We start from the raw sequence: 22,379 nt of genomic DNA, 5'->3' as shown, positions 1-22,379 counted from the left end.
TGCTTGCATACTGGTGCGGCAATCCGGGGAGCAGGGATTGGAGGTCGGCGCGGTTTTTCGGGCGGCTTTCGCCTTGGTGGTCGGGCTCGATCCCGACTTCCTCGGCATTGTCGGCCTGTCGCTGCGGGTGACGCTGACAGCGGTCGCGGTCGCGGCTGTGGTCGGCCTGCCGCTCGGGGCCGCGCTGGCGCTGGCACGCTTCCCCGGCCGCTCGGCAATCATCGTCTGCCTCAACGCACTGATGGGGCTGCCTCCCGTCGTCGCCGGGCTCGCCGTCTTCCTGCTGCTGTCGCGCTCCGGGCCACTCGGGCCGCTCGGCCTGCTGTTCACGCCGACGGCGATGATCGTGGCGCAGGTCATCCTCGTCCTGCCGATCGTGATCGCGCTGACGCGGCAGGTGATCGAGGATCTCTGGGGCGAGTATCGCGACCATCTGCGCTCGGTCGGGCTCGAGGGCATGCGCGCGATCCCGACCCTGCTCTGGGACGGGCGCTTCTCGCTGGCGACCGCCCTGCTCGCCGGCTTCGGCCGGGCCAGCGCCGAGGTCGGCGCCGTGCTGATCGTCGGCGGCAACATCGCCGGCTACACCCGCACCATGACGACAGCGATCACGCTCGAGACCTCGAAGGGCGACCTGCCGCTGGCGCTCGGCCTCGGCATCGTGCTGCTCTCGCTGACGCTCGCCATCAATGCCGTCGCCTTCGGCGCGAGCCGGATCGGCGCGCGCTATGCAGGGTGAGCGCCATGCTTGATGCAACCTCGATCCTGCCGCTCACCGTCGACGCCGTCGCCTTTGCCGGCGACGGCCGCCTGCTGCTCGAACCCAACAGCTTCGTCATTCCGGCCGGCGGGGTGACGGTGCTGCTCGGCCCCAACGGCGCCGGCAAGTCGCTGACGCTCAGGCTCTGCCATGGCCTGCTCAATCCCAGCCGCGGTGCAGTACGCTGGGCCGACGCGGCCGGCGGCCAGCGCGCCGCCCGGCGCCAGGCCAAGCGCCACGCCATGGTCTTCCAGAAGCCGATCATGCTGCGCCGCTCGGTCGAGGCCAATATCGCCCATGCGCTGGCGGCCTCGGGCGCCGAGCCTACGACGCGCAAGAGCCGCACCGGTCAGGCGCTCGCCCGCTTCGGCCTGGCGGAGCGCGCGGCACAACCGGCACGCCTGCTCTCCGGCGGCGAGCAGCAGCGCCTCGCCATCGCCCGCGCCTGGGCGCTGCGGCCGGAACTGCTCTTCCTCGACGAGCCGACCTCGCAGCTCGATCCCGCGGCGACGCGCCAGATCGAGGAACTGCTTTCCGGCCTGGTCTCCGAGGGCATCACGGTGGTGATGTCGACCCATGATCTCGGCCAGGCGCGGCGGCTCGCCGACCGCGTGCTCTTCCTGCACCGCGGCCGCCTCGTCGAGGACGCGCCGGGAGCGCAGTTCTTCGCCGGGCCGCAATCGGCCGAGGCGCGGGCCTTCCTGGCAGGAGAGCTGCTGTGGTGAGGCCCGCCGCCAACCATCCCCCCTCAGCCCTCACCCTGAGGAGCCGCGCCGCGGCGTCTCGAAGGATGGTCGCGGAGGCTCCGGAGAAATCTGGAGCACCCTTCGAGACGCAGCCCAAAGGCTGCTCCTCAGGATGAGGCTGCAGGAACAGCCATCGAAACCCAAGGAGTGAAGTGATGACTGCCCTGCCCCGACGCTCCCTCCTCGCCGCCGGCCTCCTGCTCGGCCTGACCGGCTTCGCCCTCGCCCAGGCACCCGCCGCCGTGCCGCCGGCCGCGACGGCGCCCGCCGGAACCCGCTTCATCACCGTCGCCTCGACGACCTCGACCCAGGACTCCGGCCTGTTCGGCCATATCCTGCCGCTGTTCAAGGCGAAGACCGGGATCGAGGTCCGCGTCATCTCGCAAGGCACCGGACAGGCGCTCGACACTGGCCGCCGCGGCGATGCCGACGTCGTCTTCGTCCACGCCAGGGCGCAGGAGCTGAAATTCGTCGAGGACGGCTTTGCGCTGGAGCGTCACCCGGTGATGTACAACGACTTCGTGCTGATCGGCCCGAAGGCCGATCCGGCTGGCGTCGCCGGCGGCAAGGACATCGTCGCCGCCCTGAAGAAGATCCAGGAGAAGGGCGCGCCCTTCGTCTCGCGCGGCGACAAGTCCGGCACCCATGCCGCCGAACTCAAGCTCTGGAAGGCCGCCGGCATCGACATCGCGGCGCAGAAGGGCCCGTGGTATCGCGAGATCGGCCAGGGCATGGGCGCCGCGCTCAACACCTCCGGCGCGATGGGCGCCTATGTGCTCTCCGACCGCGCCACCTGGATCTCGTTCAAGAACCGCGGCGACCTCGTGATTTCCGTCGAGGGCGACAAGCGCCTCTTCAACCAATACGGCGTGATGTCGGTCAGCCTCGCCAAGCACCCGCATGTGAAGTTCAACGACGGCAAGCTCTTCGCCGACTGGCTGACCAGCCCGGAAGGCCAGAAGGCGATCGCCGACTACAAGATCGACGGCCAGCAGCTGTTCTTCCCCAATGCCGGGCAGGCCGGGGCGTGAGGCGATGCGCCGCCTCGCCCTCGCAGGACTTGCCTGTCTGATGGCCGGGATCGCAACCGCGCAGGAGCCGGTGCTGCTGCATGCGGCCGGCAGCCTGCGCGGCGCCCTGACGGAGGTAGCGCAGGCCTTCGAAGCGCAGACGAAGCTGGCCATGAAGCCCGTCTACGGCGCTTCCGGCCTGCTGCATGACCGCATCGCCAAGGGCGAGGCGGCGGAGGTCTTCGCCTCCGCCAATCTGGAGCATCCGCAGGCGCTGGCGCAAAGCGGGCTTGCCGGCCCGGCCGTGCTCTTCGCCCGCAACGAGCTCTGCGCCTTCGCCCGGGGCGATTTCGCGGTGACCAGCGAGACCCTGCTCGAACGCATGCTCGACCCGGCGGTGAAGCTCGGCACCTCGACGCCGAAGGCCGACCCTTCCGGCGACTACGCCTTCGCCGTCTTCGCCCGCGCGGAAGCGCTGAAGCCCGGGGCGCGGGCGGCGCTCGAGGCCAAGGCCCTGCAGCTCACCGGCAGCGCCACCAGCGTGCCGGCCCCGGCAGGCGTCAATGTCTACGGCCACAAGCTCGCCAGCGGCGCGGCCGACCTGTTCCTGGCCTATTGCACCAATGCAAGACCGCTGGCGCAGGAGCAGCCCGGCATCCGGCTGGTTCGCCTGCCGCCTGGCCTTGCGGTCGGCGCCGATTACGGGCTGACGGTGCTGAACGGCGCCTCGCCGAACGGCTATCGGCTCGCCATGTTCATCCTCTCGCCGCAGGGGCAGGCGATCCTGGCGAAGCATGGTTTTTCAGCGCCGGGCCTGCCGCAGGAGTAACATGGTGTTCATCCCGGGCGACCGAAGTGAGACCCGGGACCCTGAGCGGTTCCGGCATGGACCCCGGATCGGCGCGGCTTCGCCGCTTGTCCGGGATGACGGAGCCTTTGCTTTGAAGAATGAAACCGAGACCGAGCACGGGCGAATGACCGACTGGCAAGCGACACGGCCGGGAGAAACCAGCGCCCCGCTGCCAGGGCGGCACGACGCGCATCTCGTCTTCATCGGCCGGATCCGCACGCCCTTCGTCAGCCGCGACCAGTGCCCGCGCCAGGGCAGCCAGGACGGCCCGCTCTGCCGGGTCGAGATCGAGCCGGCCTTCCAGCCGGCCTTGCAGGGCATCGAGGCCTTCACCCAGCTCGACCTGCTCTACTGGATGCACGAGGCGCGGCGCGACCTGCTGACGCAAAGCCCGCGCGGCGGCGCAAGCACCGGCACCTTCGCGCTGCGTTCGCCGGTCCGGCCCAACCCGGTCGCCCTGTCGCGGGTGAAGCTGGAGGGCGTGAAAGACGGTGTTCTGCTGGTGCGCGGGCTCGATTGCCTCGACGGCACGCCGCTCATCGACATCAAGCCGCATCGCTGCATGCATCCGGCCTCCGCGACGACATCCCCGGACAAAAAGCCTTCCCCTCCCACGGGGGCAGGGCGATTGCATTTGCCCCCACAGCCCTCATCCTGAGGAGTGCTTCCGCAGGAAGCACGTCTCGAAGGATGCTCCAGAAGGCGCTTCCAGCGCAAACTGGAGCATCCTTCGAGACGCCGCTGCGCGGCTCCTCAGGATGAGGGCTCGAAATCCAGATGCGATCGCCCTCCCCACGAGGGGGAGGGGTCGGCGCCTCGCGACGGGTGCGAGAGCTTGCATGCCACGCCCTGACCGACGCACCGTGCTGGCCGGGCTCGCGGCCACCCTCGCCCTGCTCTATGGCAGCGCAATCGAGACCGTGCGCGACGCCGATGGCAGGCTGGCCTTCCTGCCCCGGTGAGGCGGCGCTGGATGTGCCAACCGGTCGGAATCTCGCTATCCTGTTTACCTTGCGGCAGAGCCTGCCGTGGCAGGTTGCGGCCCGTTCCCCGGCGGAGAGGCGCTTCGCGCGTCGCGATTTGCTGGCCTTGTCAACGCCCTGGAGCCATCGGATGAAGCATTTCCTCGGAACGTCCTTGCTGCGCGGCCTTGCCGTGGCAGGCGCCCTGACGGTGGCCGGGGCCCAGGCGCAGGAGCCGACACAGGCCAGCATCGAGGCGCTGCTGCCGGAGTTCGAGAGACAGGTCGCCGCGGGCATGACGGCCTTTTCGGTGCCCGGCGTCGCGGTCGGCATCGTCCATGACGACAAGCTGATCTACGCCAAGGGCTTTGGCGTCAGGGCGCTGGGCAAGCCGGAGACCGTGACCCCGGAGACGCTGTTCCAGATCGGCTCGACCACCAAGGCCTTCTTCGGCGTGACGCTGGCGCAGGCCGTCGATGCCGGCCGGCTGGGCTGGAACGATCCGGTGATCGACCATCATCCGGCCTTCCAGCTCTCCGACCCCTGGATCACCCGCGATTTCCGCGTGCTCGACCTCGCCGCCCAGCGCTCGGGGCTGACGCCTTACGTCAATGACGGGCTGACCTTCCTCGGCTTCGACAAAAAGACGATGATCCGGGCGATGCGCGCGGCGCCGCAGACCGGCGCCTTCCGCTCGGATTTCCGCTATCTCAACATCCCGCATGTCGTCGGCGGCGAGATCGTCGCCAAGGTCAACGACACACCCTCCTGGTTCGCCTCGGTCAAGCGCAGCGTGCTCGACCCGCTCGGCATGGCGGCGACCACGGCGACGGCCGAGGCGATCGAGAAGGCCGCCGACCATGCGACCGGCCACCGGCTCGACGCCGCCCCGGTCGCCGTGCCCTTCCATCCGGCCTTCCCCTATGCGTTCGGCCCGGCCGGGGCGCTCAACTCCAACATTCCCGACATGGCGAAATGGCTGCGCCTGCAGCTCGGGCGCGGCATCTTCGAAGGCAAGGTGCTGGTCTCGGAAGAGAATCTCGACGTCACCTGGACGCCGCGCGTCGCCATGAACGAGCGCACCGCCTATGCCACCGGCTGGGTCGTCAGCGCCACGCCGCGCGGCCGGATCATCTGGCATAATGGCGGCACCTCCGGTTTCGGCGCCCATGCCGGTTTCCTGCCCGATGCGAAGACCGGCATCGTCATCCTGACCAATCTCGACAATGGCGGCATGGCCGATTCGCTGGCGATGTGGTTCTACGACCGCGCCCTCGGCAATCCGACCGTCGACAACATCGCGCTCGGCGCCGCGGCCTCGAAGGCCCGCCGCGAGGCTGCGCTCAAGGAAGCCGCCGGCTTCGTCCCCGGGCCGCTGCCGGCCAATGCCGCGGCTCTCGCCGGGGCCTATGCCTCGCCGATCCTGGGCGATGCCACGGTCGCGCTGGTCGACGGCAAATTGCAGATGACGCTGGAGAAGACCGAGGCCGTCGCGCTGCTGGAAGCCAGTCGCGACGACCCGTTCCTGTTCGCCGCCAAACTGGCGCCCATCGGCGACTTCGCCGGCCCGGCCGCCATGAGCGGCGGCGAGGCCTTCACCCGCCTGCGCTTCGAGCCGGACAATAACGGGAAGATCACGCAGATGCGCTGGCTCAGCCCCGAGCTGCCGCATCTCTTCAGCCGCGCCCCGGCCCAGTAGCGCCGGCGAGATCGAGGATGACCCCGATGACGCTCCGCCCCGCCCTGTTCTGCTGCCTCGCCCTCCTGCTCGCCTCGGCCCCCGTCGCGCAGGCCGCTCCGGTCTTCGCGCCCTGGCCGGCAGCGGCGCCGTCGCTGCCGGTCGAGCCCGCCCGCTCGATGCTGAAGAACTTCCTCGACGCGCTCGCCGACGACGATGTCCATGACGACCATTACGACTGGAAGGACTACCGCAACTCGACCTCCCGCAAGGAGCGCGTCCGCGACTATTACGAGATGCAGCGGCAGGACCAGAAGGATTACTGGAAGAGCCAGAAGGAGATGCAGAAGCGAGCGATCAAGGCCCAGCGCGGCTGGTGACGCCAAACGTCAGGGGCAGCCTCGCACCCCCCTACCTCTATCGTCGCGGCTGTTGCATAGTCCCGGCAGCGCGGCGCCGAGACGCCTTGAAGACGCGGGGGACTAAAATGAAGATCACCTATCTGACAGCCGCCATTGTTGCCGGCACGGCCTCAGCCGCCATGGCCCAGCAGCTGGCGCCGAGCCCGACGCTCGACGCCGTCAAGGCGCGCGGCCATATCGAGTGCGGCGTGCATCTCGGCCTGCCCGGCTTCTCCTTCGCCAACGACAAGGGCGAATGGACCGGGCTCGACGTCGATTACTGCCGGGCGCTGGCCGCCGCCGTGCTCGGCGACGCGACCAAGGTCAAGTTCACGCCGACCTCGGTGCAGCAGCGCTGGCCGATCCTGCAATCGGGCCAGGTCGACCTGCTCTCGCGCAACTCGACCATCACCTTCTCGCGCAACGCGACGCTGGGGCTGAACTTCCAGGGCATCAACTTCTACGAGGGCCAGACCTTCATCGTCCGCAAGAAGGCCAATGTGAAGTCGGCCGAGGACCTCGATGGCGCCTCGGTCTGCGTCGCCGCCGGCTCGACCGAGGAGAAGAACGCCGCCGACTGGTTCCGCGAGCGCAACCTCAAGGTAACGATCACCAACTTCCAGAAGAACGACGACGCCATCACCGCCTATGATTCCGGCCGCTGCGACGCCTATACCGCCGGCGTCGGCGCGCTCGCCGGCCAGCGCGCCAAGCTCAAGGTGCCCGACGATCACATCATCCTGACCAAGCCGATCTCGAACGACCCGCAGGGGCCGGTGACGCGCTGGGGCGACGAGCGCTGGCAGCTGATCGTGCGCTGGGTGCTGAACGGCACGATCGCCGCCGAGATGCTCGGCGTGACCTCCAAGAACGTCGACGAGATGAAGGCGAACTCGAAGAACACCGAGGTCCGCCGCCTGCTCGGCGCCGAGGGCGGCTTCGGGGCGATGATGGGCCTGCCCGACGACTGGATGTACAAGGCCATCAAGCAGGTCGGGAACTATGGCGAAAGCTATGAGCGCACCGTCGGCATGGGCTCGGCGCTGAAGCTCGAGCGCGGCCAGAACCAGCTCTGGACCAAGGGCGGGCTGCTGTTCACGCCGCCTTTCCAGTGAGAGCGGCGGGCGGTTCCGCCTTCGGCGCCTGAACCGCCGTCATTCCGGACAAGCGGCTTGGCCGCGCAGCTCCGGAATCCATCGTAGAGCGCATCGCCCTACGATGGATTCCGGCCCTCCGCTTCGCCGCGGCCGGAATGACGGCCCGCTCTTTCAGCCTTTCCAGCGAGCCTGCGATCGTGACCAGAGCCCTCGCCTTCATCAACGACAAGCGCGTCCGCGACTGGTTCTACCAGGCGGCGGTGCTGATCGGGCTCGTCGGCCTGATCTACTATTTCGTGCGCAACGCCTCGGAGAACATGGTCAAGGCCGGCATCGCCTCGGGCTTCGACTTCCTGTGGCGCACCTCGGGCATCGACGTGCCCTTCGTGCTGACGAGCTATACGCAAGCCGACAACATCCTCTCGCTGTTCTGGGCCGGCGTCGCCAACACCCTGTTCGTCACGGCGGTCGCGCTGGTGCTGGCGACGCTGCTCGGCTTCGTCATCGGCATCGCCCGGCTCTCCTCGATCTGGCTCGTCTCGGCACTGGCCGGGGCCTATGTCGAGTTCGTCCGCAACATCCCGCTGCTGTTCTTCGTGCTGTTCTGGTATTTCGGCGTCATCGCCGCCCTGCCCTCGCCGCGCGAGAGCCTCAGCGTGTTCGGGGTCGCCTTCCTCAATAATCGCGGGCTGACCATCCCGCTGCCGGACGCGCCGGCGAATTTCCACTGGGCCTTCGGCGCGATCCTCATCGCCTTCATCGTGCAATGGCTGGCGGCGCGCTGGGCCAGGCGGCGCAAGGAGGCGACCGGGCGCGACGCGCCGCTGCTCGCCATCGGCCTTGTCCTGCTCGTGCTGGTGCCGGTGCTGGCCCTGAGCTGGGCGAGCCTCGCGACGCGCTGGGACATCCCCGTGCTGCGCGGCTTCAACTATCGCGGCGGCTTCGTCATCATCCCGGAATTCGTGGCGCTGCTGGCGGCGCTGGTGACCTATACCGCCGGCTTCATCGCCGAGATCGTGCGCGGCGGCATCCAGTCGGTGCCGCACGGCCAGATCGAGGCCTCCGCGGCGCTCGGCCTGCGGCCCGCCCAGACGCTGCGCCTCGTCACCATCCCGCAGGCGCTGCGGGTGATGACGCCGCCGATGACCAACCAGTATCTCAACGTGCTGAAGAACTCGTCCTTCGGCGCCGCCATCGCCTATCCCGACCTGGTCAGCCTGTTCATGGGCTCGGCGCTGAACAATACCGGCCAGGCGATCGAGATCATCGCGATGACGCTCGCCGTCTATCTCGTCATCGGGCTCGCCGTCTCGGCCTTCATGAACTGGTACAATGCCCGCATCGCGCTGGTGACGCGATGAGCGCCGCGGCCGTGAATTCCCAGAGCTGGCGAGGGCGGCTCTTCGGCACGCCGGCGACGGCGGTGGTGACGCTGGTGCTGGCGCTGCTGATCGCCTGGATCGCGATCCCGATCATCCGCTGGGCGCTGATCGACGCGACCTGGCGGGGGACGACGCGCGAGGACTGCGCGCCCGGCGGCGCCTGCTGGGTCTTCATCCGCGCCCGCTTCGGCCAGTTCATGTACGGGCTCTATCCGGTGGACCAGCGCTGGCGCGCCGATCTCGCCGGCATCCTCTTCGCGCTCGCCGGCGCAACCCTGGTCTTCGCGCCGCAGCGCCTGAAGCTCAGGCTGGCGCTGGCGGCGCTTATCATCCTGCCGCCGCTCGGCGTCTGGCTGCTCGCCGGTGGCTTCGGCCTGCCCGAGGTCGAGACGCGCGAATGGGGCGGGCTGATGCTGACCGTCTTCATCTCGCTCTATGCCAGCCTGATCGCGATCCCGCTCGGCATCGTGCTGGCGCTCGGGCGGCAGTCGCAGCTCAGGGTGATCCGGCTGGTCAGCGTGCTGTTCATCGAGTTCTGGCGCGGCGTGCCGATCATCGCGGTGATCTTCCTCGCCTCGCTGCTGCTGCCGCTGATCATGCCGAGCGGCATCGGCGTCGACCGGCTGGCCCGCGCCGTGATCGGACTCGGCTTCTGCATCGCCGCCTATATGGCGGAAGCGGTGCGCGGCGGGTTGCAGGCGCTGCCGCCGGGACAGCGCGAGGCGGCGACCGCGCTCGGCCTGACCTATTGGAAGGCGACCTGGTTCATCATCCTGCCGCAGGCGCTGCGCATCTCGCTGCCGGCGATGACCAACGAGTTCATCGCGCTGGTGAAGAACACCACGCTGGTCCTTGTGGTCTCGATCCTCGACCTGCTCGGCATCGCCCAGGCCTCGCTCGCCGATCCGAACTGGGTCGGCATGAGCATGGAAGCCTATGTCTTCTCCGGCGGGATCTATTGGCTGATCTGCTTTGCGCTGTCGCGCTGGAGCCGGAGCCTGGAGACGAAGCGCGGGCGGTAGCGCCGTCGCGGCTGGCGCTGGTGGACCGGTCGATGACGGATCGATTCCGCTTTCGGCTGCAAGAGACTGTATTACCAGCCGAAAATGCCAGACCGGTCGCCAGCCTGCTCCACCGTCATTCCGGGGCAGGCGGAAGGCCTGAGCCTGGAACCCATGACCACGACATATCCGGCAAGAGCGTCATTGCGAACGAAGCGAAGCAATCCAGGAGGGCTCGCTCGACGACCCCTGGATTGCTTCGTCGCTGGCGCTCCTCGCAATGACGCTGGAACCGCGTCGTGTTCATGGGTTCCGGGCTCGCGGCTGCGCCGCGCCCCGGAATGACGGTGAGGTTCCGTCCCGGGTCAGCCCGGCCGATGCAGCCGCTCGCGCCTCACCTCTCCTGCGGCGGCACGGCGCGCAGGCGCTGCGTCAGTTCGCGGCGCTGCGCCTGCGTCCATTGCGAGTGCTTGCGGGTGGTCGAGGGCGGACGATTGGCGAGGCCGAGCCCGATGCCGCGCAGGTCGTTCACCGGGCGGACCGGGCGCTGGACGAAGCCGCCGCCGCAGCTCGGGCAGACATTCTCCAGCACCTTCTCGGCGCATTCCGCGCAATAGGTGCATTCATAGCTGCAGATCCGCGCCTCCAGCGACGCCGGCGGCAGGTCGCGGTCGCAGAGCTCGCAGTTCGGGCGCAGTTCCAGCATCGTCTTCCTCCAGGAGCGCCGATCGGTCGCGCGGCTCGGGCGGTAATCAATATTCCGGCTGCGACGCCTTGCGTCAGTGGTGGCGCAGAAGCCTGAATGACCGCCGCGTCTCAACCCCGCCCGAGTTCCACCGGGACCGAGAAGGACCGCTTGACCTGCCCGAGCGCGAAGCTCGACTCGATCGAAGCGACATTGTCGAGCCGGGTCAGCTTGTCCTTCAGGAAACGCTCATAGGCGGCAAGGTCGCTGACGATGATGCGCAGGAGATAGTCGCGCTGGCCGGTCATCAGATAGCAGTCGGCGACCTCGGGCCAGCGCTGCACGGCTGCCCCAAAACGGTCGAGCTCCTCCTCGCGCTGGCGCTCCAGCTTGATCGAGGCGAAGACCGAGACCGGCAGGCCGAGCTTCTCCTGGTCGATCACCGCGACATAGCCCTTGATCACCCCGGCCTCCTCCAGCAGCCTGACGCGGCGGGCGCAGGGGCTCGGCGAGAGGCCGACCTGCGCGGCGAGATCCTGGATGCTCATGCGTCCGTCGGCCTGCAGGGCCTGGACGATGCGGCGGTCGATGTCGTCGAGTTTCGGATTTGGCATGAACATTCGCTCCCCGGCCGCAGATTAGCGGAAACCGCCAAGTTCGAAAGCGGCAAGCTTGGTCTTTGGCTGCTTTCGCCAGAGCAAATGTGCATGATGCGCCAATCCATGGAGCGCGCCCGATGTCCGACCCCCGTCTGCCGATTCTCGCCGAGCTGGAAAAGAAGATCCTCTGGCTCGCCTCCTGGACGATCCACAACGCCAACCACCTGCGCGACAATGGCGACGGCATGAAGGTCGGCGGGCATCAGGCCTCCTCGGCCTCGCTCGCCACCATCATGACGGCGCTCTACATGGCGGCGCTGAAGCCGCAGGACCGGGTCGCGGTGAAACCGCACGCCTCGCCGGTGTTCCACGCCATCAACTACCTGATGGGGCTGCAGACCCGCGAGAAGCTCGAGAACTTCCGCGGCTACAAGGGCGCGCAGAGCTATCCCTCGCGCACCAAGGACATCGACGACGTCGACTTCTCGACCGGCTCGGTCGGCCTCGGCGTGGCGCAAACCTTGTTCTCGTCGCTGACGCAGGACTATGTCCGGGCGCATGGCTGGGGCACGGACCGGCCCGAAGGCCGCATGATCTCGCTGATCGGCGATGCCGAGCTCGACGAGGGCAACATCTTCGAGGCCCTGATGGAGGGCTGGAAGCATGGGGTGCGCAATACCTGGTGGGTGATCGACTATAACCGCCAGTCGCTCGACGCGGTGATCCGCGAGGGGCTCTATGACCGCTTCGAGCAGATGTTCCGGAATTTCGGCTGGGACGTGGTCACGCTGAAATACGGCTCGCTGCAGCAGGCCGCCTTCAAGGAGAAGGGCGGCGAGAGGCTGAAGGCCTGGATCGATTCCTGCCCGAACCAGCTCTATTCGGCCCTGACCTTCCAGGGTGGCGCCGCCTGGCGCAAGCGCCTGATGGACGATCTCGGCGACCAGGGGCCGGTGACGAAGCTGATCGAGAAGCGCTCGGACGCCGAGCTCTCGAAGCTGATGTGCAATCTCGGCGGGCACGACCTGCCCTCGATCCTCGAAGCCTTCGAGCGAATAGACCATGACCGGCCGGTCTGCTTCCTCGCCTATACCGTCAAGGGCTTCGGCCTGCCGCTCGCCGGGCACAAGGACAACCATGCCGGGCTGATGACCAAGGAGCAGATGGAAGGCTTCAAGCAGGCCAACAAGGTCCGCCCGGGCCATGAATGGGAGCTGTTCGAAGGGCTTTCCCTGCCCGAAGCCGAGATCCGCGCCTTCCTCGGCAAGGTGCCGTTCTTCGCCGAGGGGCGGCGCCGGCGTTCCGCCCCGGCCCTGCCCGTTCCGGAAAAGCTCGAAGCCGGCATCCAGGCGGTGATGTCGACGCAGATGGGCTTCGGCAAGGTGCTCGACGAACTGGCGAAGCTCGGCGGGCCGCTGGCCGACCGCATCGTCACCACGGCGCCGGACGTCACGGTCTCGACCAATCTCGGGCCGTGGGTGAACCGGCGCGGCCTGTTCGCGCGCGCCTCGATGGCCGACACCTTCAAGGACGAGCGTATCCCCTCGATGCAGAAATGGGAGTTCTCGCCCAAGGGCCAGCATATCGAACTCGGCATCGCCGAAATGAACCTGTTCATCAACCTCTCGGCGCTCGGTCTCTCGCATTCGATCTTCGGCGAGCGACTGATTCCGATCGGCACGCTCTACGACCCGTTCATCTCGCGCGGCCTCGATGCGCTGAACTATGCCTGCTACCAGGATGCCCGCTTCATGGTGGTGGCGACGCCGTCCGGCGTGACGCTGGCGCCCGAGGGCGGCGCACACCAGTCGATCGCGACGCCGCTGATCGGCATGAGCCAGGACGGGCTCTGCGCCTTCGAGCCGGCCTTCGTCGACGAACTCGCCGTGATGATGCGCTGGTCCTTCGAATATCTGCAGAAGGATGGCGAGGGCGATCCGGACGAGCGCACCTGGCTGCGCGACGAGACCGGCGGCTCGGTTTATCTGCGCCTGTCGACTCGGCAGGTCGAGCAGCCGAAGCGGGCGATGACCGCCGAGTTGGAACGCGACATCATCGACGGCGCCTATTGGCTGAGGAAGCCCGGCCCGAACGCCTCAGTGGTGATCGCCTATACCGGCGCGGTCGCACCCGAGGCAATCGAGGCCGTCGGCCTGCTCTCCGAGGACCGGCGCGATGTCGGGCTGCTCGCCATCACCTCGGCCGACCGGCTCAATGCCGGCTGGCAGGCGGCCGAGCGCGCCCGCCAGCGCGGCAACCATGCGGCGACCAGCCATGTCGAGCGCCTGCTCGGCGAGCTCTCGCGCGATTGCGGCATCGTCTCGGTGCTGGACGGGCACCCCGCGACGCTGGCCTGGCTCGGCAGCGTCCATGGCCACAGGCAGAAGGCGCTCGGCGTCGAGCATTTCGGCCAGACCGGCACGGTCGCCGACCTCTACCGGCATTTCGGCATCGACGCGAACGCGATCGTCCATGCGGCGCAGGCGGCGGCGCCGGGGCGGCCGGTGCGGTATCTGAAGGCGTTGCCGTAGCGCGACGTAGAACCCCTCTCCTGGAAGGAGAGGGTAGGGGTGAGGTGTTCGGACTGGAAACGGTAGCTTGAACTCGACTGCGCGGTGAGCGCTCGCGGAACTGGGAAAACGGCCTACCCCTCACCCTGCCCTCTCCCTCCGGGAGAGGGTTCCCCGCGCTTATCTGGTTGCGCTCCGCACCTTCACCCCCGCCAGCAACCAGCCGCCGAGCAGGAAGAACCCGATCAGCACCGCCAGCCCGGCCCGCTGGCTGGCGAAGACGGTCGTCGCCAGCGCGACCAGGGTCGGCCCCATGAAGGAGGTGACCTTCCCCGACAGGGCGAACAGACCGAAGAACTCGCCGATGCGGGCCGGCGGGGCGATGCGGGCGAGCAGGCTGCGCGAGGAGGCCTGCAACGGCCCGGCGACGAGGCCGATCAGCAGGCCCAGGGCCAGATAGACCTGCTCCGGCAGCGAGGCGAAGAGCCCGTCGCCGGGCGCCGCCGGCATCGCCTCGATGACGAAGCCGACATGGCCGGGGCCGAGCGAGAGGATGCCGATGCAGGCAAAGAGCAGGCAGGCGATGGCGCCGAGGATCACCGGCTTGCCGCCGATCGCATCGTCGAGCTTGCCGCCGAGGAAGGCGCCGAGCGTGCCGGTCACGGTCAAAAGGATGCCGAAGACGCCGAGCTCGATGGTCTGCCAGCCGAAGACGCCGGCGCCGTAGATGCCGCCGAAGGCGAAGAGTGCGACTAGCCCGTCCTGGTAGATCATGTTGGCGAGGAGGAAGCGGCCTAGCCCGGGCAGGCTGGGCAGTTCCGCGATCGTCGCCTTGAGCCTGGCGACGCCGCCGCCGGCGGCCTCCCTGAACGAGATGCCGCTGCGCGGCGAATCCGGGGTCAGCAGGAACATCGGCGCGACGAAGATCACGAACCAGAGCGCCGTCAGCGGCCCGGAGAAGCGGTCGCCCTCGCGCGCCGCGGCATCGAGCCCGAACAGCGGCGAGAGGCCAGCGAGCGTCTTTCCGGTATGCGGATCGGCCGCGAGCAGGCCGAGCGTCAGCGCCAGCGAGACGAGTCCGCCGAGATAGCCGACGGCCCAGCCGGTGCCGGAAAGCCTTCCCAGCCGTTCGGGCGGCACGAGGCGCGTCATCATCGCATTGTTGAAGATCGAGGCGAACTCGGCGCCGATCGTCGCGATGACAAAGCCGGCGAGCGCGATCGGCACCGCCGCGGGTGAGCCGGGCTTTGCATACCAGAGCAGCCCGGAGCCGAGGACGAGCAGCGCCCCGAAGACGGCGATCCAGGGCTTGCGCGGGCCGGTCCGGTCGGCAATGCCGCCGAGCAGCGGCGAGAGCAGCGCGATGCACAGGCCGGCGAAGCCGGTGGCATAGCCCCAGAGCGCCTGGCCCTGCGCCGGATCGGAGGCGAGCGCCGCGGCGAAGAAGGGCGCGAAGACGAAGGTGGTGACGAGGGTGAAGAAGGGCTGCGTCGCCCAGTCGAAGAAGATCCAGGCGACGACCGAGCGCCGCGGCGGGTAGGAGACCGGGGCGGCCGACATCGTCGCGGAATAGGTCGTCGCCATCGTGCCGCCCGCGCTCATCGTGACCAAAGGGGGTGGTCGTCCCGGCCGGAGGCGCGCAACGGCGCAGAGCCGGGACTCATGCCTGAACCTCCCTCGGAAAGGCTCAGGCATGGGTCCCGGGTCGCCCTCCGGCCGCCCGGGACGACCTTGAAATCGAGAGCCGGGAAACCGCTCACTGCAGGGTCGTGTCCGGATCGGAGCCGCCGCGGGCGAGCTCGATCTCGGTGATCGCGACCAGCACCTCGGCCCGGCTCTTGAGATCGGGCGCCTCGAGCAGCGCCTGCTTCTCGCGCGGCCCGAACGGGCACATCATCGAGAGCGCATTGACCAGGGCCTCGTTCGGCGCCTCGTTGACGCCCTTCCAGTCGATCTTCAGCTCGTTCGCCTTGGCGAAGCTGCGCAGCGCCTTGAGCAGCCCGGCGCGGTCGACCGCCTCCTCGCCGGCCCGCGCCTGGAAGTCGATGCCGAAATCGCCATAGGAAATCCTGGCCTGGCGATAGGCGGTCGTGACCGACAGCTCTTCGACCAGCCGGAAGCGGGCGACGCCGGTCAGCGTCAGGATATAGCGGTCGTCGCCGGTCTCGGCGAACTGGGTGATGCGGCCGAGGCAGCCGACCTGCAGCAGCGCCGGCGACGGCGATTGCCGGCCGCTCTCCGGCTCGGGCTGGATCAGGCCGATGGCGCGGTGCGTGCGGATGGCGTCGTCGATCATGGCGAGATAGCGCGGCTCGAAGATGTTGAGCGGCATCTGCCCGCGTGGCAGCAACAAGGCGCCACTCAGCGGGAAGAGCGGGATCACCGCCGGGCAATCCTCAGCCCCGTGATAGACCGCGTTCATGCCCATCTGCATTCGCCCATGCTGCATTCGCCCATGTGCGTCTCGTTCATGTGCGCCCTGCCCTCTGCGCGTCTCACTCCTTACCGGCCTTACGCGAACAGCGCGGTCGAGAGCTTGCGCCGCCCGGCGACGCTCTGTTCGTCCATCGGGCCCCAGGCCTCGAAGAACTGCAGCAGCTGCTTGCGGGCGCCATCGTCGTTCCAGGTCCGGTCGGCCTTGAGGATGGCGATCAGCTGGTCGACCGCCTCCTCGCGCCGGTCGCGGGCGTTGAGCGCCAGCGCCAGATCGAAGCGGGCCTGATGGTCCTTCGGATTGGCCGCCACCCTGGCCTCGAGCTCGGCCGTGTCGCCGAGCGAGGCCGCCTGCTCGGCGAGCTCGATCGCGGCCCGCACCGCGGTCACCGCCTGGTCCTGCTCCTTGCCGGCCGGCACCATGGCGAGGAAGCCCTTGGCGCCCTCGAGGTCGCCTTCGTCGAAATGCAGCCGCGCCATGCCGGCGATCGCCACGACATTCTCCGGCTCCAGCGCCAGCACCTCGGCATAGAGCTCGCTCGCGCCACCGGCATCGCCGGCCTCGAGGGCTTGCACCGCCGCCGCCAGCATCTCCTCGACCGGGCCGGGGCCCACCGGGCCGACCAGCTTCTCGATGAAGGCCTTGATCTGGCTCTCGGGCTGCGCGCCCATGAAGCCGTCGACCGGCTGGCCGCGCTGGAAGGCGATCACCGCCGGAATCGACTGGATGCCGAGCTGGCCCGGAATCGCCGGGTGCTCGTCGATGTTCATCTTGACCAGCCGGACCTTGCCGCCGGCCTCGTTGACGACCTTCTCGATCACCGGCGTCAACTGCTTGCACGGGCCGCACCAGGGCGCCCAGAAATCGACCAGCACCGGCTGGTTCATCGATTCGGCGATGACGTCCTCGCGGAAGCCCTGCGTCGTCGTATCCTTGACCAGCCCGGTGGCCGGAGCCATTTCGCCATTGACCAGCATGGGTCGTCCTTCATCTCGTCAACAAGCCGGGCCCTGCGCCGGCAGAGCCGCAGCCCCGCCTTTTAGGTCATTGCGCCGACATCTGAAACCGGTGGCCTTGCCGCCCGGCACGCGCCCCATAGATGGGGAGCTTCAGCCGTTCTGTCCATCGCCCGGGCGCGATCGCGTCGCAAGTCCGGGCCGGCCATAAAGCCGGGCCGGGTTTTCGGCATCAGGCCTCGGGCGGCGCCGGCAGATCGACGATCAGCGGCTCGTGGCCGGTCGAGCGCAGGAAAGCCAGCATGTCGTCGCGGGCGATGCCGAGCGTCGCGGTGTTGACCAGCGGGTGGAAATTCATCGGCGCGCCGGTCATCAGCCCGGCGTCGAGCACCATCGTCACCTCGCCTGCCCGGTCATTGATCACGGCGAAGGCGGTGACCGAGCCCGGCGTGACGCCGAGCTTGTCGAGCAGCAGCTCGGCCGAACCGAAGGAAAGCCGGCCGCTCGCGCCCAGCGTCTCGTGCAGCCGCTTCAGGTCGATGCGCGTGCTCTCCAGCGCCGAGACCAGGAAGAGCCGGCCCTTCTTGTCCTTGAGGAACAGGTTCTTGGTGTGGTGGCCGGCGACGGCGCCGCGCAGCTCCTTCGATTCGGCGACGGTGAAGACCGCCTCATGGTCGATCCGGCTGGTGGCGATGCCGAGCTGGTCGAGCGCGGCGGCGAGATCCTGCGGCGAGAGCGGAGCGGTCATTTTGTCTCCGGAACGGGAAAAGGCCGGCGATGCCTGGAGCATCCGGCTTTCGGAAGCATCCGATGCTACGACAAGGAGATGGATCGTCATCTCCGGGTCCGAACGGACGCATGGCGATCTAGCCGCAGGTCCCTGCCCCGGCAAGTCCGCGCGCAGCGCCACCGGCCTTGCAAGGCGGGCCTGTGAATTTCCTGCAACAAGGCGCTTGCGCTCCCCCCGGCTTTGGGGCAATAAGCCGGCCACGCGCTGCGGCGCGGCTGTCCGGATGCGGGTGTAGCTCAGGGGTAGAGCACAACCTTGCCAAGGTTGGGGTCGTGGGTTCGAATCCCATCGCCCGCTCCAGACAACGCGAGATGAAGAAAAGCATTCAAGCGTCGGGTCTCCCGGCGCTTTTTGCTTTTCTGGGCCAAGGTTGCCGGGACCTGTTCGCGGGTGCGCCGAAAGGCTGTGGTTACCTCGCGGTTGCATGTGCGGGCTTGTGCGGGCGATGCTTCATCGTCGGCATGATCTGGCGGCGAGCCGCGGCATCGGAACCGAGCTTGTCGGCGATCATGCGACTGGGCGCACAGCCCCGCTTCTTCAAAAGACGCCTCAGCAAATGCCGCGCTGACTTGGTGCCGCGTCGCTTCTGTATGATCCCATGAAGGATATGGCCGCCCTGATCGACCGTCGGTCACCACTGGCTCACGCGAAGCATGCCGGCTCCATGCGCCGGGCGCGCCAGATCCGGCATCCGGTCACCAGGGCGCCGAGGGCGAAGCCGATCTCGTCGCCGACCGGCTCGCGCCGCGAGGAGGAACCGAGCGCGCGCAGCGACCAGCAGCCGTTCCCGGCTCGCCAGGCAGATTTGGATGAAGCCGGCTAAAAGCGCGTCGCTGCTGCGGCCTCGATCTCAGACGAGATCATATCGGACATCATGGTCGATCGTGAGGAAGACACGTGTAAGCCCAAGTATGACGACACCGGCCTGGGCCCCTACTGCGGCCCCAACTGCCACGGCCTCGACTTCAAGGAGCTCATCACCGACCACCATCGCCACGCCACCCGCCCCCATTGAGACTACGGACAGAATGCTTTGTATGAGAGCGGTAGTATCTATGAGAATGTCGCGCTCATCTCGATTCTTGCTCCGAATCTTGTTAGCAAAAGAAAGCACATACGCAACCAAATCCGCAAACGCAAACACAATATTATCCACGCCCTTGGCAAATAACATTGCCCTCTTAGCTGGTATCGGAGTGCGATAAACTATTACCTGCATTAACAATTCAAAAACATTAACTGTATAAACAAATTCTGCGAGAATCTTTTGAATTTTATCGGGTTGTTCTACTGGAATCGTGCCAGCTATGTATAGCGCCTGGCCCACCATTCCCACCACGTCGCAAACTTCGAGTTGTTCTCCGGTGACGGCTGAGCCCGTCGCGGCAGCTAGATTCAGCACTCCGCCCGCGATCGAGAAGAGGCCGCCGATCCACGAGTAGATTTTCGCCACCTCGCTGCTGTCGTCCTTTGCTTTTGCCTGACCGGGCGCCATCGCCATCGAACGGGCCATGGGAGAGGCGCCCGCGAGAATCGCGATGATCTCGTCAAAGGAGTTCGCGCTGTCCAGGCCGAAGCTTCCGTCGGCGAACGGCGCTTTTCCAGCAGCGACCTTGTAGGAGATCGTGGCGGGTATCGAAGCCAGCAGGCTGAAGCCATCCACCAGACTCATCTTGCTGCCACCAGCGACGAGTTCGTACAGCGGAGTCAGCAGCGGGATGTGGATTTCGCCGAAGAGGATGTCGTCGAGCAGGGCGAGAAGCGTTTCCACGATCTCGAGCAACCCGTCGGCAATTGTCTTGAGCGCTTCGACCACCGTTTCGACCAGGAGTTTGGTCAGCAGTTCGACGACCTCGCCGAGCGTCAGCGTCCCAGCCTCGTAATCACGGGTCAGGATCGCGAGGGCCGTGACGATTTGGTCGCGGACCGCCTTCAAGGTCGGGATGAGCGTGTCGTCCACGAAGTCCTCGATTGCCTTCGGACCGGTCCCAAACCCGGGAGCCGGGCCGTTCAGAATGCCGCCATACGCGACCTGGTAGCTCGAAAAGCTTCCGCCGCTGCTGTAGAGCGCGGCGTTGATGCCCTTCACATTGGCGCTCTCGGCGATCGTTTGCTTCACCACCTGGTTGACTGAAACGGCCGCATATTCGGGCGGAAGCACCGGATGCTCGCCCAATGAATCGATCGAGCGCAGTATCCGGTCAAACGCCGAATCCATGCGGTTTTGCAGCGTCGGCAGCTCACGCTGCAGCTTCTTCATCGTCTGCTGGGCGATGTTCGTGAACACCTTGTGCGTCTCGACGATGTCGCCCCAGTCGAAGATGAAACCGAGCCATTCGATGATCTTCTTCAGGCCGATTGCCAGAACATGAAGAATCCAGTTGATCAGCTTCAGCGCCGCTGCGATCGACTTGACGACGAAATGGAACCACCGCCCGGCGATCTTGACCGCGAAACGCAATACGCCTTTCGCCACCGAGAACACGAACTCGCCGATGGCCTCGAGGCCGGATTCGAGCGCGTGCAGAACGTCGCCGGCGATATCCTCGATGGTGCCGATGACGCTGAACTCGGTCTTGCGCATTGCACCGCTGACCGACTGAGGGGCGGACAGCAGCAGCGCTTCGGGGTTGTTCGCAGGGATCTTCAGCTTCCCGCTGCTCAGGTCGCCACCCCAGATCTGGTCCGGGGGCGAGCTGGCCGGCTGGCTGCCGTCCATATTGCTGCCATCGGCCGGAAGTCCCGCGATATAGGCCGTCAATGTCGAGATCGTCTGCGCGCCGAACTCGGCCTCTTTCTTGCTGAGCTCGGGAAACTGGGCGAGCAGGTCATCCGCCGTCTGGATTTGCGACAGCCTCTGGATCGCGGTGGCGGCAGGGTTCAGGTTGCCGGGCCCCGATCCGGACTCGGGCCGAGGCTGGACATGATAGACGGGCGTGCCGAGGGTCAGCGTCGGCGCGATGATCGTCAGCTTGCCGGAGCCGTCGGTCTGGACCTCGACCGGTGCATCCGGGGAGAGCTCCCAGACATAGCCGTTGATCGTCACGTAGGTCCATTGCGACGAGGTCAAGGCAACCCGCATGCCGACCATCACGTTCTGGGCTTCGTCCTCGAAATGGAGGGTCGTGGTGTAGGACGGGAATTCCTCGACCGCCCCGGCATCCTGAAGTGGGATATCGGTGCTGTGCCAGAGCGTGGTCGCCGGATCCTGCCACTGATAACTGAGCTGGTTGTTCGAAAGCGCGCAGAGGAGTTGGTTCGCTTGCCGTTTCGGTTGGCGCAGCGCGCTGATATAGGCGACGTGCTGCAGCAGGGGGATCGGAGCGCTCCATTCGCCCGGGTCCTCCCGGTCCGGCTGCGGCCCGGTGGAGTACCAGAGGGTCTGGCTCGAAGGGGCGCGCATCCAGATTGAAATGTCGTCCGCATCCTGCGCGAGCGCGATCTGGCCGATCGGACTGGTCGCGTCCGGCTCGATGATGCGCACCCCGGCTCCACCGCCCACGGGCTTGCCCAGGGTCTGCGTCTGATGGGCGTAGAAGTCGACGCCGGCAGCCCCACCCACATAGAGATTGCTGAAGTGCGGTGCGACCGGGTCGGCCAAGGCCGCAAGACACTTCGCGGCCGGGTCCACGTCCAGGTGCAGAGTGTAGGGGCGCTGATCCGCCACCGGGGCAACGGCGCCGACGAAATAGAGCTTGCTCGCGCCGGCGATCTCATACAGCACATAGGTGCCGAAAACGCCCGACCCGGCCGAAACATGGCCGAACGCGATATCGAGAATCCGGTCGGGGTTCTCCGGCAGCGGATACACGGCCCATGACCAGAGCGTCGAGGACGTGTCGCCATTGACGAAGTAATGATTGGCGTCGCCGCCCTCCTGAACGACCACGATGATCGCGGCGGGCTTGTCCGCGCTTCCCTGATTGCCCATCAGGATGTCCTTCGCGACCGCGCCCGGGACCGGCTTGGTTCCGTTTCCCGGCGCCGCGGCATCCAGCGGTATGTCGGGATCGCGCCGGGTCCAGTTGCCGGCGAAGGCCGACCAGTCGGTGCCGCAGAAATCGTTGCCCGACCAGCTGGAGACGTACACGACGCTGCTCGTCTGGTCCCCGGCCGGCGCGAGCGCCAGGGCGATGGCATATTCGCCGGTCGACAGCTGCGTCGTGTCGAAGGCGGTCACCTTCGCCTCGGAAGGCAGCCCCTCGCCGAGGGAAACCTGTCGCCAGCCGGTCGGCTCTGCCGGATCGCGAAAGCACACCCAGAGCCGATGATCGGTGCCGATCGAGAAGGCCGCCGGATCTCCGTTCCGGTCGTGAACGGCGCTGATCGGATGGAAGACCGACACCGTACGGCTGGCACGATAGTTCGGCATGATTTCGGCGTCTGTTTTGGAAACGATCGCGCCGACGGGCGTGGGCTGGCTCATCTGTCAAACTCCCCGTGTCTCTATGGTCGAGCGGCGCGGCGGCAGGCCGGCGCCGGGAGATTGCGTCGGCAAGCGATCACACTTCGACGCCG

The 22,379-nt window shown here is 67.3% G+C and carries 21 protein-coding genes and 1 tRNA gene; 14 read left to right on the top strand and 8 right to left on the bottom strand.

The genetic code is table 11. The annotated features are described in order from the left end of the window. Positions 1–37: 37 nt before the first annotated feature. The 11 genes from V6M56_RS07495 to V6M56_RS07445 all read left to right on the top strand — a co-directional run bounded on the left by V6M56_RS07495 (position 38) and on the right by V6M56_RS07445 (position 9,908). Positions 38–739: an ABC transporter permease gene (locus V6M56_RS07495; protein WP_442881104.1), complete on the top strand. Its 702-nt coding sequence runs from the start codon at positions 38–40 to the stop codon at positions 737–739. Between the two features lie 5 nt (positions 740–744). Continuing rightward, on the top strand, positions 745–1,485 hold the full coding sequence (locus V6M56_RS07490; RefSeq protein WP_332682528.1) for an ATP-binding cassette domain-containing protein: 741 nt from the start codon (positions 745–747) through the stop codon (positions 1,483–1,485). Between the two features lie 176 nt (positions 1,486–1,661). Further along, positions 1,662–2,537, top strand: a complete 876-nt coding sequence (locus V6M56_RS07485) for an ABC transporter substrate-binding protein (protein ID WP_332682527.1) — start codon at positions 1,662–1,664, stop codon at positions 2,535–2,537. Continuing rightward, positions 2,515–3,345 carry a molybdate ABC transporter substrate-binding protein gene (locus tag V6M56_RS07480; RefSeq protein WP_332682526.1) on the top strand — a complete coding sequence of 277 codons (831 nt, stop codon included), beginning with the start codon at positions 2,515–2,517 and terminating at the stop codon, positions 3,343–3,345. Before V6M56_RS07485 ends, V6M56_RS07480 begins: the two co-directional genes overlap by 23 nt. A gap of 145 nt (positions 3,346–3,490) precedes the next feature. After that, positions 3,491–4,024 carry a tRNA (N6-threonylcarbamoyladenosine(37)-N6)-methyltransferase TrmO gene (tsaA, locus tag V6M56_RS07475; protein ID WP_332682556.1) on the top strand — a complete coding sequence of 178 codons (534 nt, stop codon included), beginning with the start codon at positions 3,491–3,493 and terminating at the stop codon, positions 4,022–4,024. 181 nt (positions 4,025–4,205) lie between these two features. Beyond that, entirely contained in the window at positions 4,206–4,328 is a 123-nt protein-coding gene (locus V6M56_RS07470; protein WP_332682525.1) for a hypothetical protein, read from the top strand. A gap of 151 nt (positions 4,329–4,479) precedes the next feature. Then, entirely contained in the window at positions 4,480–6,027 is a 1,548-nt protein-coding gene (locus tag V6M56_RS07465) for a serine hydrolase domain-containing protein (protein WP_332682524.1), read from the top strand. Positions 6,028–6,053: 26 nt separating this feature from the next. Then, positions 6,054–6,386 (top strand): hypothetical protein, encoded by a 333-nt coding sequence (locus V6M56_RS07460; RefSeq protein WP_332682523.1) that lies wholly within the window; start codon positions 6,054–6,056, stop codon positions 6,384–6,386. A gap of 107 nt (positions 6,387–6,493) precedes the next feature. Continuing rightward, the gene (locus V6M56_RS07455; RefSeq protein ID WP_332682522.1) at positions 6,494–7,522 is read left to right on the top strand and encodes an amino acid ABC transporter substrate-binding protein; all 1,029 of its coding nucleotides are present in this window, start codon (positions 6,494–6,496) and stop codon (positions 7,520–7,522) included. 179 nt (positions 7,523–7,701) lie between these two features. Continuing rightward, positions 7,702–8,865: an amino acid ABC transporter permease gene (locus V6M56_RS07450; protein WP_332682520.1), complete on the top strand. Its 1,164-nt coding sequence runs from the start codon at positions 7,702–7,704 to the stop codon at positions 8,863–8,865. After that, positions 8,862–9,908, top strand: coding sequence for an amino acid ABC transporter permease (locus V6M56_RS07445; RefSeq protein ID WP_332682519.1), 1,047 nt, complete (start codon positions 8,862–8,864; stop codon positions 9,906–9,908). The genes V6M56_RS07450 and V6M56_RS07445 overlap by 4 nt, the downstream gene beginning before the upstream one ends. A 373-nt stretch (positions 9,909–10,281) precedes the next feature. Here V6M56_RS07445 and V6M56_RS07440 read toward each other — a convergent pair whose 3' ends face one another. Beyond that, positions 10,282–10,593: a DUF1272 domain-containing protein gene (locus V6M56_RS07440; RefSeq protein WP_332682517.1), complete on the bottom strand. Its 312-nt coding sequence runs from the start codon at positions 10,591–10,593 to the stop codon at positions 10,282–10,284. Between the two features lie 110 nt (positions 10,594–10,703). Next, on the bottom strand, positions 10,704–11,186 hold the full coding sequence (locus V6M56_RS07435) for an Lrp/AsnC family transcriptional regulator (protein WP_332682515.1): 483 nt from the start codon (positions 11,184–11,186) through the stop codon (positions 10,704–10,706). A 122-nt stretch (positions 11,187–11,308) separates the two neighbouring features. Here V6M56_RS07435 and V6M56_RS07430 point away from each other — a divergent pair, with 122 nt between their 5' ends. Next, complete coding sequence (locus V6M56_RS07430; RefSeq protein ID WP_332682514.1) at positions 11,309–13,702, top strand: transketolase-like TK C-terminal-containing protein; 2,394 nt, start codon at positions 11,309–11,311, stop codon at positions 13,700–13,702. Between the two features lie 159 nt (positions 13,703–13,861). On the opposite strand, the gene V6M56_RS07425 is transcribed toward V6M56_RS07430, so the two are convergent. From V6M56_RS07425 to V6M56_RS07410, 4 genes are all read right to left on the bottom strand, one after another. Continuing rightward, positions 13,862–15,265, bottom strand: a complete 1,404-nt coding sequence (locus tag V6M56_RS07425; RefSeq protein ID WP_332682513.1) for an MFS transporter — start codon at positions 15,263–15,265, stop codon at positions 13,862–13,864. Between the two features lie 172 nt (positions 15,266–15,437). Further along, positions 15,438–16,109, bottom strand: a complete 672-nt coding sequence (locus tag V6M56_RS07420; RefSeq protein WP_332682511.1) for an LON peptidase substrate-binding domain-containing protein — start codon at positions 16,107–16,109, stop codon at positions 15,438–15,440. An 83-nt stretch (positions 16,110–16,192) separates the two neighbouring features. Then, positions 16,193–17,092 (bottom strand): thioredoxin, encoded by a 900-nt coding sequence (gene trxA / locus V6M56_RS07415; RefSeq protein ID WP_332682509.1) that lies wholly within the window; start codon positions 17,090–17,092, stop codon positions 16,193–16,195. Between the two features lie 211 nt (positions 17,093–17,303). Beyond that, positions 17,304–17,819, bottom strand: coding sequence for a prolyl-tRNA synthetase associated domain-containing protein (locus tag V6M56_RS07410; RefSeq protein WP_332682507.1), 516 nt, complete (start codon positions 17,817–17,819; stop codon positions 17,304–17,306). Between the two features lie 267 nt (positions 17,820–18,086). Here V6M56_RS07410 and V6M56_RS07405 point away from each other — a divergent pair. After that, a tRNA-Gly gene (locus V6M56_RS07405) sits at positions 18,087–18,161 on the top strand. 109 nt (positions 18,162–18,270) lie between these two features. On the opposite strand, the gene V6M56_RS07400 is transcribed toward V6M56_RS07405, so the two are convergent. Next, positions 18,271–18,453 carry a hypothetical protein gene (locus V6M56_RS07400; RefSeq protein WP_332682555.1) on the bottom strand — a complete coding sequence of 61 codons (183 nt, stop codon included), beginning with the start codon at positions 18,451–18,453 and terminating at the stop codon, positions 18,271–18,273. Between the two features lie 15 nt (positions 18,454–18,468). On the opposite strand from V6M56_RS07400, the gene V6M56_RS07395 reads away from it, so the two are divergent. Further along, positions 18,469–18,684 (top strand): hypothetical protein, encoded by a 216-nt coding sequence (locus V6M56_RS07395; RefSeq protein WP_332682506.1) that lies wholly within the window; start codon positions 18,469–18,471, stop codon positions 18,682–18,684. Positions 18,685–18,711: 27 nt separating this feature from the next. Here the strand turns inward: V6M56_RS07395 and V6M56_RS07390 are convergent, their stop codons facing one another. Then, complete coding sequence (locus V6M56_RS07390; RefSeq protein ID WP_332682505.1) at positions 18,712–22,287, bottom strand: hypothetical protein; 3,576 nt, start codon at positions 22,285–22,287, stop codon at positions 18,712–18,714. Between the last annotated feature and the right edge of the window lie 92 nt (positions 22,288–22,379).

The organism is Allobosea sp. (assembly GCF_036675845.1).
GTDB lineage: Bacteria > Pseudomonadota > Alphaproteobacteria > Rhizobiales > Beijerinckiaceae > Allobosea.
The sequence above is the reverse complement of the archived record's forward strand: the minus strand, read 5'-3'. Positions and strand labels throughout refer to the sequence as shown.